We start from the raw sequence: 15,635 nt of genomic DNA on the forward strand, positions 1-15,635 counted from the left end.
TGCCCAAAGCCCCCGCGCTCCTGAAAACCTTCGCGCCCTCAGAAGTCCCTGCGCCCGCGTGTCCTCGGTCCGCCGAAGCTCGCCGCGGGGGCGCCGGGCGTGTCGTCGAGCAGGATCCCGCCGAGCACCGCACCGCCGACGCCCGCGCCCTCGGGCCCGGCGTACGGATTCCCGTACGCCCGCACGTCCCGCTCCGCGAGCTGCTGGGCCTCCAGAGCGAGCCCATCGGCGCACCGGACGTCGACGAGGGTGCGAGGCGCGAGCGCGAGGAGCCGCTCCGCCTCCGACAGCCGGGTCCGGGCCTCGACCCCGACCGCTCCCCGGTGTGTCGTGACGAAGTCGGAGGCGAGGGCGACGACACTGCGGGCCACTAGGAGCGCGGGGTCGAGGAAGGCCCGGTCGAGGAAGGGCCGGTCGACGGGCACGCGGTCCTCGGCCAGGAGCGGTGCCCCGGCGTCGGCGAGGCGACGGAGGGCGCCGAGGGGGTCGTACGGACGGACGCCGCCCGTGATGTCCCGCCGCACGTCGGCGACGGCCGACGCGGCGTGTGTGATCCGACCGGGCAGCGCACCGACGGGCGGGAAGCCGCGCGCGGCCACGAGCTCGGCGTCCGCGTCACGCAGCGCACCGGGCAACAAGGCCGTCGCGGAGGAGAGTTCGGAGGCCAACCGGTCGATACCGGCCACGAAGAGGTCCGCCTGGTCGACGGCGGCCTCGGCGGCCCGCAGATACGCCGTCGCCCGGGCGCCCTCCCCCGGTCCAGGGACTGCCGGGCCCGGTCCAGGCGCGTGGTGGCGAAGACGAGCCGGTCCTTGGCCTGTTCGACGTTGCCCGCGACGGACAGGGACGCGGAGGGCGCGTACCGCTCGCGCAGTTCGGTGAACGTCGCCTCCGCGGCCGGGGTGCGCGCGGTGAGCTCCCGGAAGCGGGCCTCCGCCGACTCCAGCGCGGCGGGCAGCGTCCGTTCCAGGGCGCGCAGCAGGTCGAACCCGGGCGCCTCCGCGTCCAGCCGCCGCCCCGCCTCCGTACAGCGGGCGACGATCTCCTCCAGCAGCTGTCGCCTCACGAGGCTGTCGTCCGTGAGGGTGTCGTCCAGCCGCTGCCACAGCCGGAAGGACGCCGTCAGCTCGGAGCGCGCGAACACCAGTGCCTTCGTGCACGTCGCGACGGCCTCCTCCCCGAACCGGTCGGCGGCCCAGCCGAGTTCCTCCGTGCTGCTGCGCACGCAGTCGTCGATCTCGACGAGCAACCGCCCTGCCCGCCGGTCGAGTTCGGCGAACGGCACGGGGTGCGGGGTGCCGCCGCCGGGCGTCGTGCGGGTTCGGGCCCGTCGTGTCCGCCGCGCGTACGAGTACGCCGCCAGCGCTCCCGCGGCGAGCACCGCGACGAGGGGCAGTACGAGATCGCCGGTGCTCGTCCCACCCCGCCCGGGCGCGTCCCGCACCTCGTCGGCTCCGGCCCGTGTGACGGGCAGCAGCAGCCACCCCACCGCCAGCAGCCCCCCGAGCACGGCATGCGCCACCCGCACGGCTATGTGGGACGTGGCTCGGCGCGACCGGCTTCGGCTCAGGGGCGACGTCACATTTGGGAGCGTATGACCGCTTGCGCCGGGGCGCGACCGGGGGTGCGCCGAGGCGGGGCCGCTTAAGGTACCGGGGATACGGGGGCATACGGAGGGGGCACGGGGGATGGACGAGCAGCGCACGGGGACCGAGGTGGACACGGGGGCGGAGCCGGGGGCGGAGACGCCGGCGACACCGGGCGGGGCAGGGACGGACAGGGGAGCGGGCGGGCCGGAGGACGACGAGGGCCGTACCTCCCCGGGCCGGGTCCCCGCCTGGCTTCGAACGGTGGGCCGGGGCTGGCGGCACCCCCGCCTCCGCTGGCCCAAACGGGTCGCGCTCGCCCTCGTTCTGATGGTGGTCCTCTCCACGCTCGCCACGGGCATCGCCCTGCGGATCAATTACTCCGGAGATCCGGCCCCCGGTACCCAGACCAGGAACCGCGACGCCCTCTGGATGGGCCACGCCTGGGTGGACGGCCGGAAGAAGGACGCGGACGTCAAGTCGCTCGCGAAGCGGCTGCGGGCGACCGGGATCCGGGATCTGTATGTGCACGCGGGACCGCTGGAGCACGACGGAACCCTGCCCGAGGCGGCGTACCCGAAGGCGCGTTGGCTGGTCGAGGCCGTGCACCGCGAACTGCCCGGTGTCCGTGTCCAGGCCTGGCTCGGCGACGTGCTCGCCACCGAGGGGGAGGTCGGGATGCGCCTGGAACGGGCGGCCACCCGGGCCGCCGTCGTCCGCTCCGCCGGGCAGATCCTCGACGCCGGTTTCGAGGGCGCCCACTTCGACCTGGAGCCCCTGCACTCCGACGACTCGAACTACCTTTCCCTGCTCGACGAGCTGCGCCGCGTCACCCGCGCCCACGACGCCCAGCTCTCCGTCGCCGCCCACCAGATCGACCCGCTCCCGAACCTCCACTCCGTCGTCGGCGCCTTCACCGCGCACCCCAAGTGGTGGTCCCAGTCCTTCTTCGGACAGGTCGCCCGCCGGGTCGACCAGATCGCCGTGATGTCGTACGACACGGCGCTTCCGCTGGAGAGCCTGTACGGGGGTTACGTCGCCGAGCAGACCTCCCTCGCGCTCGAAGTCACCCCGAAGTCGACCGACCTGCTGATGGGCCTGCCCTTTTATTACGAGGACAACATGGACCACCACGGCTCCGCCGAGACGGTCGCGGCTGCCGTCCGCGGCACCCGCCTCGGCCTCTCCCGCACCGACCGCACCAGGGAACACTTCGGCGTCGCCCTGTACGTGGACTTCGCCGCCCGGGAGAAGGACTGGAGGGCGTACGAGGAAGGCTGGGTCCGATGACCGTCACGCGCAGGCCGCTCACGAGGGACGCGCTCGCGCCCCTCGCCCGTGCCGCTCTCGGCCGGGCCCGGACGCTCACCGCGGTCACCCGGCTGCGCGGCGGCAGCAAGAAGGGTGTCTACCGGCTCTTCATCGACGACGGCTCCACCGCGGTCGCCTACGTCTGGGACCCGGCCGAGGACTACTGGGACGCGGCCCCGGCCGACCCTCGCGACTCCTTCTCGCACGCCTCCGGGCTCGACCTCTTCACCGCCGCGTACGACAGGCTCACCGGCCTCGGCATCCGCACCCCCCGCCTGCTGTTCGCCGACCGCAGCCACACCCATCTGCCCTCGGACGTGGCCGTGGTGGAGGACGTGCGCGGCGGCAGCCTGGAGGACCTGCTGCACCGCGACCCCGAGGCCGCCGAAGGGCCCCTGCGGGAACTGGCCGAGGCCCTGCACACCCTGCACGCCCACCCCGCACCCCGCCACGGCAAGGTCGCCGTCGTCGACAACGGCGGCAGCGCGTACGGCGGTTCGTGCGAGCAGGTCGTCCTCGAACGGGCCCTGGCCGACCTGGCGGAGGCCGCCGCACGCGACCCTCGGATCGCCGCCGTACGCGAGGCCCTGTACGGCCGTCTGCACGCGCTCGCCGGGAGGGTCCGACCGCGCGGACGCGTCGGCCTGGTCCACGGCGAACTCGGCCCGGACCACGTCCTCGTGGACGAGTACGGCCACCCCGCCCTCATCGACATCGAGGGCCTGCTCTACTTCGACGCCGAGTGGGAGCACGTCTTCCTGCGCCAGCGCTTCCACCACGCCTACGAGGCACTGCGCGCCGACGGCCTCGACGAGGACCGGCTGCGGCTCTACCGCCTGGCCATGCACCTCTCGCTGGTCGCCGGCCCGCTCCGGCTCCTCGACGGCGACTTCCCGGATCCGGAGTTCATGCGGGCGATCGCGGAACACAGCATGGGGCAGACCCTCACGCTGCTGGAGGACCCCGTGCCATGATCTGGGGGCGCGCCTGGTCGGCGCGCCGTGGGGGAGGGAGAGACGGTGCACCCGTATCTGGTGGGCTTCGCCGCGCTGGCGATGACCGGCGCGGCGCTGATGGGGATCGCCGGGATCGTCACGGGCTGGGTGCCGCCCTGGCTGCGCCCCGGGTCCTCCGGCCGAAGCTGTGGGGGTACGGCTCGGTGGTGGGGGCCGCCGGGATGTCCCTGTACATGTTCATCGGCCCGTTCCGAGGGCCCGACCTCAGCATGGCGCCCTTCGCGATGATCGGTATGGCTCTGTTCATCGCGGGGATGGTGCTGCAGATGGCCTCGCGGCGTCCCGGTGGCCCCGACATCCCCGAACACCGATGACAGCGCGCTGGCTCTTCGCGGCGGGCCTCGGCGAGGGCGTGGTCCTCGGACTCGCGGCGGCCGTCGGGATCGTCGCCGTGCGCGGCGGCCGGGTGCCGGGGTGGGAGCGTCGTCCCGTCGTCCGCCGCCGCCTGTGGGGCCAGGGCGCGCTGCTGGTGACGGCGGCCGTCGCGCTCCAGTCGTTGAACCTGGCCTTCTCGGGCCCCGGCTTCCTCCAGTTCGCGGGCGCCCTCGTGAGCTGCGCGGGCCTGATCACCGGGGCCGCCCTGATGCACCGGGCGACCCGAGACCGCCGCCGCGGCCCCACCGCTCCTACGACTCCCTAGAGCCCCAAGGGTCCTATGAAGACGAATCCCGCCTTCTGATCTTCGAACCCAGCCACACCAGCGGGTCGTACTTGCGGTCGACCGCGCGTTCCTTCAAGGGGATCAGGGCGTTGTCCGTGATCTTGATGCCCTCGGGGCAGACCTCCGTGCAGCACTTGGTGATGTTGCAGTAGCCGAGGCCGTGCTCGTCCTGGGCGGTGCGCTTGCGGTCCAGGCCGGTGTCGGAGGCCGCGTCCAGCGGGTGCATGTCCAGTTCGGCGACGCGCATCAGGAAGCGCGGGCCCGCGAACGCCGGCTTGTTCTCCTCGTGGTCGCGCACGACATGGCAGGTGTCCTGGCACAGGAAGCACTCGATGCACTTGCGGAACTCCTGCGAGCGGTCCACGTCCTCCTGCTGCATGCGGTACTCGCCGGGGCCGAGACCGGCCGGGGGGACGAAGGCGGGGATCTGGCGTGCCTTCGCGTAGTTGAAGCCCACGTCCGTGACGAGATCCCGGACGACCGGGAAGGCGCGCAGCGGTGTGACGGTGATCGTCTCCTCCCGCGTGAACACCGACATGCGTGTCATGCACAGCAGCCGGGGGCGTCCGTTGATCTCCGCCGAGCACGAACCGCACTTGCCCGCCTTGCAGTTCCAGCGGACGGCCAGGTCCGGGGCCTGGGTCGCCTGGAGCCGGTGGATGATGTCGAGCACCACCTCACCGTCGTTGACCTCGACCGCGAAGTCCTCCAGGCCGCCGCCCTTCACATCCCCGCGCCACACCTTGAAGCGGGCCTCGTAGCTGCTCACTCGTAGAGCTCCTCTTCGGCGAGGTACTTGACCAGCTCCTCCTTCTCGAAGAGGGCGAGCAGGTCGGGACGAATGGGTTCGGTGGTCTCGCGGCTGAGGTCGATCTGGCCGTGCACCGGGTCGGTGGCCGCCAACCCGCCCGTGGGGTCGGTGAGTTGGCACAGGAGGTTCACGCGACGCCAGGTCCGCTCCATCGTCGGATGGTCCTCGCGGGTGTGGCCGCCGCGTGACTCCGTGCGCTCCAGGGCGGCGCGGGCCACACATTCGCTGACCAGGAGCATGTTGCGCAGGTCGAGGGCGAGGTGCCAGCCGGGGTTGAACTGCCGGTGGCCCTCGACTCCGGCCCGCCGTGCCCGTACCCGCAGGTCGGCGAGTTTCTCCAGGGCCTGTTCCATCTCGGCCTCGCGGCGGATGATGCCGACCAGGTCGTTCATGGTCTGCTGGAGTTCCTGGTGGAGGGTGTACGGGTTCTCGGGCGGGCGTCCGCTCTCCGTACCGGGCTCCGGACCCTCGGCCGAGAAGGGCCGCAGGGCCTCGGCCGCCGCGGTGTCGATCTGGATGTCGTCCACGGGCGGGCGGTCCCCGGCCAGGTCGGCGGCGTACCCGGCGGCGTGCAGTCCCGCCCGCCGTCCGAAGACCAGCAGGTCGGAGAGGGAGTTGCCGCCGAGCCGATTGGAACCGTGCATGCCGCCCGCGACCTCACCGGCGGCGAACAGGCCCGGTACGCCGCGCGCGGCCGCCGAGTCCGATTCGACCGCGATGCCGCCCATCACGTAGTGACAGGTGGGCCCGACCTCCATCGCCTCCGCCGTGATGTCGACGTCCGCGAGCTCCTTGAACTGGTGGTACATGGAGGGAAGTCGGCGCCGGATCACCTCGGCGGGCATACGGGTCGACACATCGAGGAAGACCCCGCCGTGCGGCGACCCGCGACCCGCCTTCACCTCGGAGTTGATGGCGCGCGCGACCTCGTCGCGGGGCAGCAGCTCCGGGGACGCCGGTTGTGGTCCGGGTCCTCGTACCAGCGGTCGCCCTCCTCCTCGGACTGCGCGTACTTCTCCTTGAAGACGTCCGGGATGTAGTCGAACATGAACCGCTTGCCGTCGGAGTTCCTGAGCACCCCGCCGTCCCCGCGCACCGACTCGGTGACCAGGATCCCCTTCACCGACGGCGGCCAGACCATGCCCGTCGGATGGAACTGCACGAACTCCATGTTGAGCAGCGGCGCCCCGGCGAGCAACGCGAGGGCGTGCCCGTCGCCCGTGTACTCCCACGAGTTCGACGTCACCTTGAACGACTTGCCGATACCGCCGGTGGCGATGACGACGGAGGGAGCTTCGAGCACGAAGAAGCGCCCGGACTCGCGCTCGTAGCAGAACGCGCCGGAGACGCGGTTGCCGTCCTTCAGCACACGCGTGACGGTGCACTCCTGGTACACCTTCAGCCGGCTCTCGTACTCGCCCGTCTCCTTCATGTCCTCCTGCTGGAGCGACACGATCTTCTGCTGGAGGGTCCGGATGAGTTCGAGTCCGGTCCGGTCGCCGACGTGGGCGAGCCGCGGATACTCGTGGCCGCCGAAGTTGCGCTGCGAGATCCGCCCGTCCTTCGTACGGTCGAACAGGGCGCCCCAGGTCTCGAGCTCCCACACCCGGTCCGGGGCTTCCTTGGCATGCAGCTCGGCCATCCGCCACTGGTTCAGGAACTTGCCGCCCCGCATGGTGTCGCGGAAGTGGACCTGCCAGTTGTCGCCGGAGTTGACGTTGCCCATCGCGGCCGCGATGCCGCCCTCGGCCATCACCGTGTGGGCTTTGCCGAACAGCGACTTGCAGATCACGGCCGTACGGGCGCCACGCTCGCGCGCCTCGATGGCGGCGCGCAGTCCGGCGCCACCGGCGCCGACCACGACAACGTCCCACTCCTGCCTGTCAACCACGGACATCAGAGGGCCCCACTCAGCTAGAAGAAGCGCGGATCGTCGAAGGCGCCGGACGCGACGAGGTACACGTAGAAGTCGGCGAGCGCCACGCTGATCAGCGACGCCCAGGCGAGCAGCATGTGGCGGGCGTTCAGCTTCCCGACCCACTGCCACATCCGGTAGCGCACGGGATGTTTGGAGAAGTGCTTGAGCTTTCCGCCGACGATGTGCCGGCAGGAGTGGCAGGACAGGGTGTACGCCCAGATCAGCGTGATGTTGAGCAGGAAGACCAGGGTGCCCAGGCCCATGTGGCCCCAGCGGTAGTGCTCGTCGCGGAAGGAGAGCACGGTGTCGTAGGTCAGGATCCCGGCGACGACGATCGCGGCGTAGAAGAAGTACCGGTGGACGTTTTGCAGGATGAGCGGGAAGCGGGTCTCGCCGGTGTACTTCGTGTGCGGCTCGGCGACCGCGCAGGCCGGCGGCGACGCCCAGAAGCCGCGGTAGTAGGCCTTGCGGTAGTAGTAGCAGGTCAGCCGGAAGCCGAGCGGGAAGATCAGGATGATGATGGCGGGGGAGATGCCCCACCAGCTCCCGAAGAGGTCCGCGTTGGGGCCCGCGTGCATCGTCCGGCACCGCTCGGCCAGACAGGGCGAGTAGAACGGCGAGACGTACGGCGCCGAGTAGTAGTTCGTGTCCGCGAACGCGCGCCAGGTCGAGTACACGACGAAGGCCAGCAGCCCGGCGGCGGTGGCGGCGGGCGCCAGCCACCAGCGGTCGGTGCGCAGATGCGGGGCGGTGATCGCGGCGCGGGTACCGGTGTGTACGCCGCCGCGGGTCGGATGGGGTTCAGTGCCAGTGCTCAACTTTTCGCCTCCGGGGCGCTCACGGGGCGTGGCGGTCGTGGGCGCCGAGTCCCTCGTCGTCCGAGTCCGTCCACAAGGAGCTGTCGTACGGGGTGTCGGGGATCGGGACGAGATCGGGGCGCCGGGGCGGGGAGAGGCCGGGGGCGGACTCGCGCAGCAGGGCGACGCTCTCGCGCAGGTGGTCGGCGTCGGCGCGGACGCGGCGCATCTCCAGGCCGCCTCCGCCGATCTGCTGCTCCAGGCGTCCCACCGACCTCACGAGGTCGTCGATGCATCGCTGAACTGACGTCAAATCGTCGTGTACGGACATGACTTGCCCTCACTTCCAGGACCCTGCGGTCCAAGGCGGCAACGTTCATGCGCCTGCGAGTGTTGCGCGTCACACCGAGCCGTGGGAAGGGATCTGCACGGATTGACGGCTCACGGCCCCCGGAATGCGCCCCCCCGGGGCCGATTTGCATCCACACGTGAGTGAATCCGCTCCCTGGCCCGGGGCCGCGCCCCGGATCCCCGTTCGGCCGTGGCCGCTCGGCTGCCGGCCGGTGGGGGCTGGTCGCGCAGTTCCCCGCGCCCCCAGGGGTGGGGCTGCGCCCCATATCCCCGCTCGCCCGAAGTTCTACGGCCGCCGGCCGGCAGGGGCGGCGGAGGCGGAAGCGTTGGGCCGGACGGGTGGCGTTCCGGGTGCCCCACGTCGTGTCGCCGCACCCCCACGCTCCCCCTCCCCTTCAGTGGGCACATACATCTGATCAACCGCATATTCCGCCAAAAGTGATCAGATCCGGCCCCGTTCTCCCCACCGGAGGTTGCAGTGATGTCCCACGACGGCGTCGGACTGCGCGCGGTGATGCGCTCGGTCGCGTTCCTCACCGCGGGCGCACTCGCGGTACCCGCCCTCGCCGCGTGCAGCGCCGACGAGGAGGTCACCAAGCCCCTCGCCGCGCAGGACATCGCACCCGCGACCCGCGACCGGATCGCGGACGGCGGCACCCTCCGCTGGGCGGTGGACGCCGTACCGCAGACCCTCAACACGTTCCAGGCGGACGCCGACGCCGGCACCTCCCGGATCGCCGGCGCCGTACTGCCCTCCCTGTACCGCCTCGACTCCAACGGCGCCCCCCAGCTCAACCCCGACTACCTCGAATCGGCCAAGATCGTCGAGACCGAGCCCAAGCAGGTCGTGCTCTACAAGCTCAACCAGCAGGCGGTCTGGAGCGACGGCCGCGAGATCGGCGCCGCCGACTTCGCCGCCCAGTGGCGCGCCCTGTCCGGCAAGGACAGCGCGTACTGGACGGCCCGCAACGCCGGCTACGACCGCATCGAGAAGATCGAGCGCGGCAAGAGCAACCTGGAGGTCCGCGTCACCTTCAGTCGCCCCTACGCCGACTGGAAGTCACTCTTCTCGCCGCTGTACCCCAAGGACGTGATGGGCACCGCGGACGCCTTCAACGACGGGGCGCGCCGCAAGCTCCAGGCCACCGCGGGCCCGTTCACCCTCCAGACGATCGACCACAAGAGCGGCGAGGTCCTCCTCGCCCGCAACCCGCGCTGGTGGGGCCGCCCCGCCAAGCTCTCCGAGATCGCGCTGGTCGCCGTCCCGCGCGACCAGCGGGCCGAGGCGCTCGCCGCCGACAAGGTCGACCTGGCCGAGATCGACCCCGAAGAGGCCGGCCGGATCACCCTCGCCGCCCGTGACAAGGGGACCGCCCCGCCGCAGGGACCGGGCTCCGTGCTCACGCCCGCGACGGCGCTGCGTTCCTGGGCGGTCGCGCACGGCTCCGACGAGAAGGCCGCGTCCGACGAGATCAAGGCCCGCAAGTTGCAGCGCTCGGCGATCGCGACGTACGCCCGTCAGCAGACGTCCCTGCGCGACTTCGTGGTCCGCAAGTCCCTCGAGCCCGCGTACACCCAGCTGGCCCTGAACGGCTCCGAGGGCCCGCTCGCCGACGAGCGCGTCCGCCGCGCCGTCGCCCGCGCGATCAACCGCGACGAACTCGTCAAGGCCGTCCTGGGCCCGCTGGGCCTGCCCGCCGTCCCGGTCGGCAGCCACCTCGCGCTCTCCGGCCAGCCGGACTACGCCGACAACAGCGGCGCGCTCGGCGGTCAGGACACCAAGGAGGCGCAGGCGCTGCTGGCGGATGCCGGATGGGTGCCCGGGGGACCGGTGAACGAGCAGCAACAGCAGCAGAAGAAGGAGAAGGACAAGGCGGCCGGTCCCGAGGGCAAGAAGGCGGACTCCGACGCCGACCCGGACGACGGAACGTTCATCGTCGGCGAGGACGACAAGAACGGCGAGGCCGACCGGGACAGGAAGGACCCGAAGGACCACGCCGACAAGCACGGGAAGAACGGGAAGGAGCACGCGGACGACGAGGCCGGCAAGCATCTCGACGGCAGGCAGTACGCCCCCAAGGACAACCGGCAGGGCGGGGCGCCCGGCGCGTACGCGCCCAAGGGCACGGCCGCCCCGGCGGGCGCCGCGGCCGGCGCGCTCGCCAAGGACGGCAAGGCGCTGACGCTGCGCTTCGTCCTGCCCTCGGGTCCCGGCTCGGACTCGCTGCGCACGGTCGCCGACCAGATCTCGCGGATGCTGGAGCACATCGGCATCCGTACCGAGACGTCCAGGGTGCCGGACGACAGCTATTTCAAGGACCACATCGCCTCGGGCCAGTACGACCTGGCGCTGTACTCCTGGCCCGCCTCGGCCTTCCCCGCCACGGACGCCCGCCCGATCTACGCGAAGCCGGTCCCGGCAGCGGACGGCTCCCTCGCCGTCGAGCAGAACTACACCCGGGTCGGCACCGACCAGGTCGACCAGCTCTTCGACCAGGCCATCGCGACGCTGGACGAGGACGAGTCGCGTTCCCTGGTCCGCAAGGCCGACGCCCGGATCTGGGCCGCCGCCGGATCGATTCCCCTGTATCAGCGCCCCCAGCTCATGGCCACCCGCCTGAACCTCGCCAACGTCGGCGCCTTCGGGTTCCAGACCCCCCTCTACGAGGACATGGGCTTTCTGAAGAAGGGCGCGCAGGGGGGAACGACAACGAAGAAGGACAGGTAGGAAGGGCAGGCAGGAAGGGCGATCGACGCCGCTCACGGCCTCCGCGGAATAGCCCGCGGAGGCCGTGCCCGTCAAGGCCACGTACCATGGGGTAAGGCCGTGGCGTGTCCAGCCCGGCAGGGTCCGCGTAGCACTGACGTACGCGCAGGCCGTCCACTCACTCCGGGAGAAGCGCCTCAATATGGCCACGCGCCACGACATCCGCAACGTCGCCATCGTCGCCCACGTCGACCATGGCAAGACCACCCTGGTCGATGCCATGCTCAAGCAGGCCGGTGCCTTCGCCGCGCACGCCGCCGAGTCGCTTGACGACCGCATGATGGACTCGAACGACCTGGAGCGTGAGAAGGGCATCACGATCCTGGCCAAGAACACGGCCGTGAAGTACCACCCGAAGGATGGTGGTGAGGTCATCACCATCAACATCATCGACACCCCGGGCCACGCCGACTTCGGTGGCGAGGTCGAGCGCGGTCTGTCGATGGTGGACGCGGTCGTCCTCCTCGTCGACGCCTCCGAGGGCCCGCTGCCGCAGACCCGCTTCGTGCTGCGCAAGGCGCTGCAGGCCCGCCTGCCCGTCATCCTGTGCATCAACAAGACGGACCGTCCCGACTCGCGCATCGACGAGGTCGTGAACGAGGCGTACGACCTCTTCCTCGACCTGGACGCCGACGAGGACCAGATCGAGTTCCCGATCGTCTACGCGTGCGCGCGTGACGGCGTCGCCTCCCTGACCAAGCCGGAGAACGGCACGGTCCCGCAGGACAGCGACAACCTGGAGCCGTTCTTCACCACGATCCTGGAGTCCGTCCCGGCCCCGTCCTACGACGAGTCCGCCCCGCTCCAGGCGCACGTCACCAACCTGGACGCCGACAACTTCCTCGGCCGTATCGCGCTGCTGCGCGTCGAGCAGGGCGAGCTGCGCAAGGGCCAGACCGTCACGTGGATCAAGCGAGACGGCTCGATGTCCAACGTCCGCATCACCGAACTGCTGATGACCGAGGCGCTCACCCGTAAGCCGGCCGAGAAGGCCGGCCCGGGTGACATCTGCGCGGTCGCCGGTATCCCGGACATCATGATCGGCGAGACGCTTGCCGACCCCGAGAACCCGATCGCGCTGCCGCTGATCACGGTCGACGAGCCGGCCATCTCGATGACCATCGGTACGAACACCTCGCCGCTGGTCGGCCGCGGCGGCACCGGTAAGGGCGCCTCCGCGAAGGCCGCCGTCAAGGACCGCAAGGTCACCGCCCGCCAGGTCAAGGACCGTCTCGACCGCGAGCTGGTCGGTAACGTCTCCCTGCGGGTGCTGGACACCGAGCGTCCGGACGCCTGGGAGGTCCAGGGCCGTGGTGAGCTCGCGCTCGCCATCCTGGTCGAGCAGATGCGCCGCGAGGGCTTCGAGCTGACCATCGGCAAGCCGCAGGTGGTCACCCAGATGATCGACGGCAAGGTGCACGAGCCGGTCGAGCGCATGACGATCGACGTGCCCGAGGAGCACATGGGCGCGGTCACGCAGCTCATGGGCGTCCGCAAGGGCCGTATGGACAACATGTCGAACCACGGCTCCGGCTGGGTCCGCCTGGAGTTCGTCGTGCCCTCCCGCGGCCTCATCGGCTTCCGGACCGAGTTCCTGACCGGCACGCGCGGCACGGGCATCGCCCACTCCATCCACGAGGGCCACGAGCCGTGGTTCGGCACGCTGACGACCCGCAACAACGGCTCGCTGGTCGCCGACCGTGCCGGTGCGGTCACCGCCTTCGCGATGACGAACCTCCAGGAGCGCGGTGTGCTGTTCACCGACCCCGGCACCGAGGTGTACGAGGGCATGATCGTCGGCGAGAACTCCCGCGCCGACGACATGGACGTGAACATCACCAAGGAGAAGAAGCTCACCAACATGCGCTCCGCCGCCGCCGACTCGTTCGAGGCGATCGTCCCGCCGCGCAAGCTCTCCCTGGAGCAGTCCCTGGAGTTCTGCCGCGACGACGAGTGCGTCGAGGTGACCCCGGAGGCCGTGCGCATCCGCAAGGTCGTCCTCGACCAGAAGGAGCGCGGTCGCACCGCCAGCCGGGCCAAGCACGGCTGACCTCGACCGTTCCGCAGTGATTTCGGGCACCTCGCATCCGCGGGGTGCCCGTCGCGTTGGGGCGCGCGCCGAGCAGCTTGCACAGCGGTACGGGGCTGCGATAGGGCGGGGAACGAGGAGAGGGTAGGGAAAACCCTTCATTACGGAGGAGGAGCCCTCCAAAATGGCCGGTTCCCACTACCCTGCAATCACGTGGGTTCCGGCCGCACGGCGCGTCTCGGTGCCGTGATCACACTGTCGGGGACGTACCCGCTGGATCAGCGAACGGCCTCGTCATGGAAGCCCGTTGACCGCGAAACGGGGCAGCTGCCTCCGCCGGTCCGGGGTGGGTGGGCACGCCGATGGCACCCCCACATGACGGCAACGATAGCCGCAACCTCTTTTTTCGCTCCGCCTGTCCGCAATGCGGACGGTCGAGACCGATAGATGTGTAACAAGTCCGTTTCGCAGGGATCTTTCAGCAAACCCTTTGTCCGGATTTTGGAAGAAGTAGGCGTCAGGTGTGATCGAACCGAGACCTTGTGAGTGTGGTCGGGGTCTGGCCCATGGCAGATAGTTAGGCGCGTAGAGCTCGGATCAACGGGCCATACGCCTTCAGGTGGCGTCGGCTTGCGAGCGCAGGGGGCACCAGCACTTTCTCCGTCCCAAGTGTCGGCAGTGTGACTAGTGCTCCCTTTTGCGGTGAACCAATGGACTCATGAGGAGGAACCCATGCGCGGTGCCAAGAGCGCCAAGTGGGTCGCGATAGCCGCGGTTGTGGCGCTGGGAGCGACCGCCTGTGGTGGTGGCGGTGGCGACAAGGGCAGCAACAGCAAGGCCGCCGTCGACCCGGCCGGTAAGTTCTCGGTCGAGGTGGGCGAGCCGCAGAACCCGTTGCAGCCGGCCAACACCATGGAGTCCAACGGCAGCATCGTCATCAAGTCGCTCTTCTCGCAGCTGGTCAGCTACGACGACAAGGGCAACATCGTCTACGTGAACGCCCAGTCGGTGGACACGAAGGACAACAAGACCTACACGGTCAAGCTGAAGTCGGGCTGGAAGTTCCACGACGGCACCCCGGTGACCGCCACGTCCTACGTCAAGGCGTGGAACTGGGCGGCCGCCCCGGCGAACAAGCAGACCAACAGCTTCTGGTTCTCCGACATCGCGGGCTACGACGACGTCGCCCCGGCGAAGGGCAAGCCGAAGGCCACGGAGATGTCCGGTCTGAAGGTCGTCGACGACAACACCTTCACGATCACGCTCTCCAAGGCGATCCCCTACTACGTCTACAAGCTCGGCTACGAGGTCTTCTCGCCGCTGCCCGAGTCCTTCTACAAGGACCCGAAGGCCGCGGGCGAGCACCCGGTCGGCAACGGCCCGTACAAGTTCGTCAGCTGGTCGCACAAGAAGCAGATCGAGGTCGCCAAGTTCGACGGCTACCAGGGTCCGGACAAGGCCAAGAACGGTGGTGTGATCTTCAAGAACTACACCAACCTGGAGACGGCCTACGAGGACCTGAAGTCGGGCAACGTCGACGTCCTGCGTCAGATCGCCCCGAAGGACCTGCCGGTCTACAAGTCGGACCTCGGCAGCCGCGCGGTGGACAAGGCGTACTCGGCGATCCAGACCATCGCGCCGGCCTTCTACACCAAGCAGTGGAAGAACATCGACCCGAAGGTCCTGCAGGGCCTGTCGATGGCGATCGACCGCGCCACCATCACCAAGACGGTGCTCCAGGGCACCCGTGAGCCCGCCACCGGCTGGGTCGCGAAGGGTGTGCTCGGTTACGAGCCGAACGTCGGCGGTGACGTCTTCACGTACAACCCGACCAAGGCCAAGCAGCTCATCAAGGACGGCGGCGGCGTCCCGGGCAACGCCATCACCATCCAGTACAACGCTGACGGCGGTCACAAGGAGTGGGTGGAGGCGGTCTGCAACTCGATCACCAACGCCACCGGTGTCAAGTGCTCCGGCGACTCCAAGGCCGACTTCCAGGCCGACCTCAACGCGCGTGACGCCCACCAGGTCAAGTCCATGTACCGCAGTGGCTGGGTGCTCGACTTCCCGATGAACGCCAACTTCATCCGTGACCTGTACGGCAGCAAGTCGGACGGCAACCAGAGCGGCTTCTCGAACAAGAAGATCGACGCCGACATCGCCGCTGCCGACACGGCCAGCTCGCTCGCGGACTCGGAGAAGAAGTACCAGGACATCGAGAAGGAGCTCGTCAACTACATGCCGAGCATTCCGCTCTGGTACTACAAGGTCAACGCGGGCTACTCGGACAAGGTCACCGGCGTCGCGTACGCCCAGGACGGCGACCCGATCCTGACCGGCGTTCAGGTCAAGAAGTAACCGCAATCAGCCCGTGATCCCGGGTGCGGC

At 69.9% G+C, this 15,635-nt stretch carries 12 protein-coding genes and 1 pseudogene; 7 read left to right on the forward strand and 6 right to left on the reverse strand.

The features are described from left to right. Positions 1 to 38: 38 nt before the first annotated feature. Together AAFF41_RS30465 and AAFF41_RS30470 are read right to left on the reverse strand one after the other, a co-directional pair. Positions 39 to 425 (reverse strand): hypothetical protein, encoded by a 387-nt coding sequence (locus AAFF41_RS30465; protein WP_343324941.1) that lies wholly within the window; start codon positions 423 to 425, stop codon positions 39 to 41. Continuing rightward, the gene (locus tag AAFF41_RS30470; RefSeq protein ID WP_343324942.1) at positions 371 to 1,582 is read right to left on the reverse strand and encodes a hypothetical protein; all 1,212 of its coding nucleotides are present in this window, start codon (positions 1,580 to 1,582) and stop codon (positions 371 to 373) included. The genes AAFF41_RS30465 and AAFF41_RS30470 overlap by 55 nt, the downstream gene beginning before the upstream one ends. A gap of 106 nt (positions 1,583 to 1,688) precedes the next feature. Here AAFF41_RS30470 and AAFF41_RS30475 point away from each other — a divergent pair, with 106 nt between their 5' ends. The 4 genes from AAFF41_RS30475 to AAFF41_RS30490 all read left to right on the forward strand — a co-directional run bounded on the left by AAFF41_RS30475 (position 1,689) and on the right by AAFF41_RS30490 (position 4,553). After that, positions 1,689 to 2,876 carry a glycoside hydrolase family 18 protein gene (locus AAFF41_RS30475; protein ID WP_343324943.1) on the forward strand — a complete coding sequence of 396 codons (1,188 nt, stop codon included), beginning with the start codon at positions 1,689 to 1,691 and terminating at the stop codon, positions 2,874 to 2,876. Beyond that, positions 2,873 to 3,871 carry a phosphotransferase family protein gene (locus tag AAFF41_RS30480; RefSeq protein WP_343324944.1) on the forward strand — a complete coding sequence of 333 codons (999 nt, stop codon included), beginning with the start codon at positions 2,873 to 2,875 and terminating at the stop codon, positions 3,869 to 3,871. The genes AAFF41_RS30475 and AAFF41_RS30480 overlap by 4 nt, the downstream gene beginning before the upstream one ends. A gap of 203 nt (positions 3,872 to 4,074) precedes the next feature. Further along, positions 4,075 to 4,227, forward strand: a complete 153-nt coding sequence (locus tag AAFF41_RS30485; RefSeq protein ID WP_343324945.1) for a hypothetical protein — start codon at positions 4,075 to 4,077, stop codon at positions 4,225 to 4,227. After that, positions 4,224 to 4,553, forward strand: coding sequence for a hypothetical protein (locus AAFF41_RS30490; RefSeq protein ID WP_343324946.1), 330 nt, complete (start codon positions 4,224 to 4,226; stop codon positions 4,551 to 4,553). The genes AAFF41_RS30485 and AAFF41_RS30490 overlap by 4 nt, the downstream gene beginning before the upstream one ends. A 13-nt stretch (positions 4,554 to 4,566) precedes the next feature. Here AAFF41_RS30490 and AAFF41_RS30495 read toward each other — a convergent pair whose 3' ends face one another. From AAFF41_RS30495 to AAFF41_RS30515, 4 genes and pseudogenes are all read right to left on the reverse strand, one after another. Further along, entirely contained in the window at positions 4,567 to 5,343 is a 777-nt protein-coding gene (locus tag AAFF41_RS30495; protein WP_343324947.1) for a succinate dehydrogenase/fumarate reductase iron-sulfur subunit, read from the reverse strand. After that, positions 5,340 to 7,282 (reverse strand): annotated as a pseudogene (locus tag AAFF41_RS51705) (fumarate reductase/succinate dehydrogenase flavoprotein subunit). Before AAFF41_RS51705 ends, AAFF41_RS30495 begins: the two are co-directional and overlap by 4 nt. Before the next feature lie 17 nt (positions 7,283 to 7,299). Then, a complete protein-coding gene (locus AAFF41_RS30510) occupies positions 7,300 to 8,121 on the reverse strand; it encodes a hypothetical protein (protein ID WP_319746647.1) in 822 nt (273 codons plus the stop codon). A gap of 19 nt (positions 8,122 to 8,140) precedes the next feature. Then, positions 8,141 to 8,431 carry a hypothetical protein gene (locus tag AAFF41_RS30515; RefSeq protein WP_054228251.1) on the reverse strand — a complete coding sequence of 97 codons (291 nt, stop codon included), beginning with the start codon at positions 8,429 to 8,431 and terminating at the stop codon, positions 8,141 to 8,143. A 501-nt stretch (positions 8,432 to 8,932) separates the two neighbouring features. Here AAFF41_RS30515 and AAFF41_RS30520 point away from each other — a divergent pair. The 3 genes from AAFF41_RS30520 to AAFF41_RS30530 all read left to right on the forward strand — a co-directional run bounded on the left by AAFF41_RS30520 (position 8,933) and on the right by AAFF41_RS30530 (position 15,605). After that, positions 8,933 to 11,179, forward strand: coding sequence for an ABC transporter family substrate-binding protein (locus tag AAFF41_RS30520; RefSeq protein WP_343324948.1), 2,247 nt, complete (start codon positions 8,933 to 8,935; stop codon positions 11,177 to 11,179). 181 nt (positions 11,180 to 11,360) lie between these two features. Next, on the forward strand, positions 11,361 to 13,268 hold the full coding sequence (gene typA, locus AAFF41_RS30525) for a translational GTPase TypA (RefSeq protein WP_054228249.1): 1,908 nt from the start codon (positions 11,361 to 11,363) through the stop codon (positions 13,266 to 13,268). 711 nt (positions 13,269 to 13,979) lie between these two features. Beyond that, a complete protein-coding gene (locus tag AAFF41_RS30530; RefSeq protein WP_319746642.1) occupies positions 13,980 to 15,605 on the forward strand; it encodes a peptide ABC transporter substrate-binding protein in 1,626 nt (541 codons plus the stop codon). The last annotated feature ends 30 nt before the right edge of the window (positions 15,606 to 15,635 follow it).

The organism is Streptomyces mirabilis (assembly GCF_039503195.1).
Lineage (GTDB): Bacteria > Actinomycetota > Actinomycetes > Streptomycetales > Streptomycetaceae > Streptomyces > Streptomyces mirabilis_D.

Excerpts from the sequence above, each read along its gene's own strand:
- AAFF41_RS30475 (WP_343324943.1), top strand. The coding sequence starts at position 1,689 with ATGGACGAGCAGCGCACGGGGACCGAGGTGGACACGGGGGCGGAGCCG.
- AAFF41_RS30480 (WP_343324944.1), top strand. The coding sequence starts at position 2,873 with ATGACCGTCACGCGCAGGCCGCTCACGAGGGACGCGCTCGCGCCCCTC.
- AAFF41_RS30485 (WP_343324945.1), top strand. The coding sequence starts at position 4,075 with ATGTCCCTGTACATGTTCATCGGCCCGTTCCGAGGGCCCGACCTCAGC.
- AAFF41_RS30490 (WP_343324946.1), top strand. The coding sequence starts at position 4,224 with ATGACAGCGCGCTGGCTCTTCGCGGCGGGCCTCGGCGAGGGCGTGGTC.
- AAFF41_RS30515 (WP_054228251.1), bottom strand. The coding sequence starts at position 8,431 with ATGTCCGTACACGACGATTTGACGTCAGTTCAGCGATGCATCGACGAC.
- AAFF41_RS30520 (WP_343324948.1), top strand. The coding sequence starts at position 8,933 with ATGTCCCACGACGGCGTCGGACTGCGCGCGGTGATGCGCTCGGTCGCG.
- typA (WP_054228249.1), top strand. The coding sequence starts at position 11,361 with ATGGCCACGCGCCACGACATCCGCAACGTCGCCATCGTCGCCCACGTC.
- AAFF41_RS30530 (WP_319746642.1), top strand. The coding sequence starts at position 13,980 with ATGCGCGGTGCCAAGAGCGCCAAGTGGGTCGCGATAGCCGCGGTTGTG.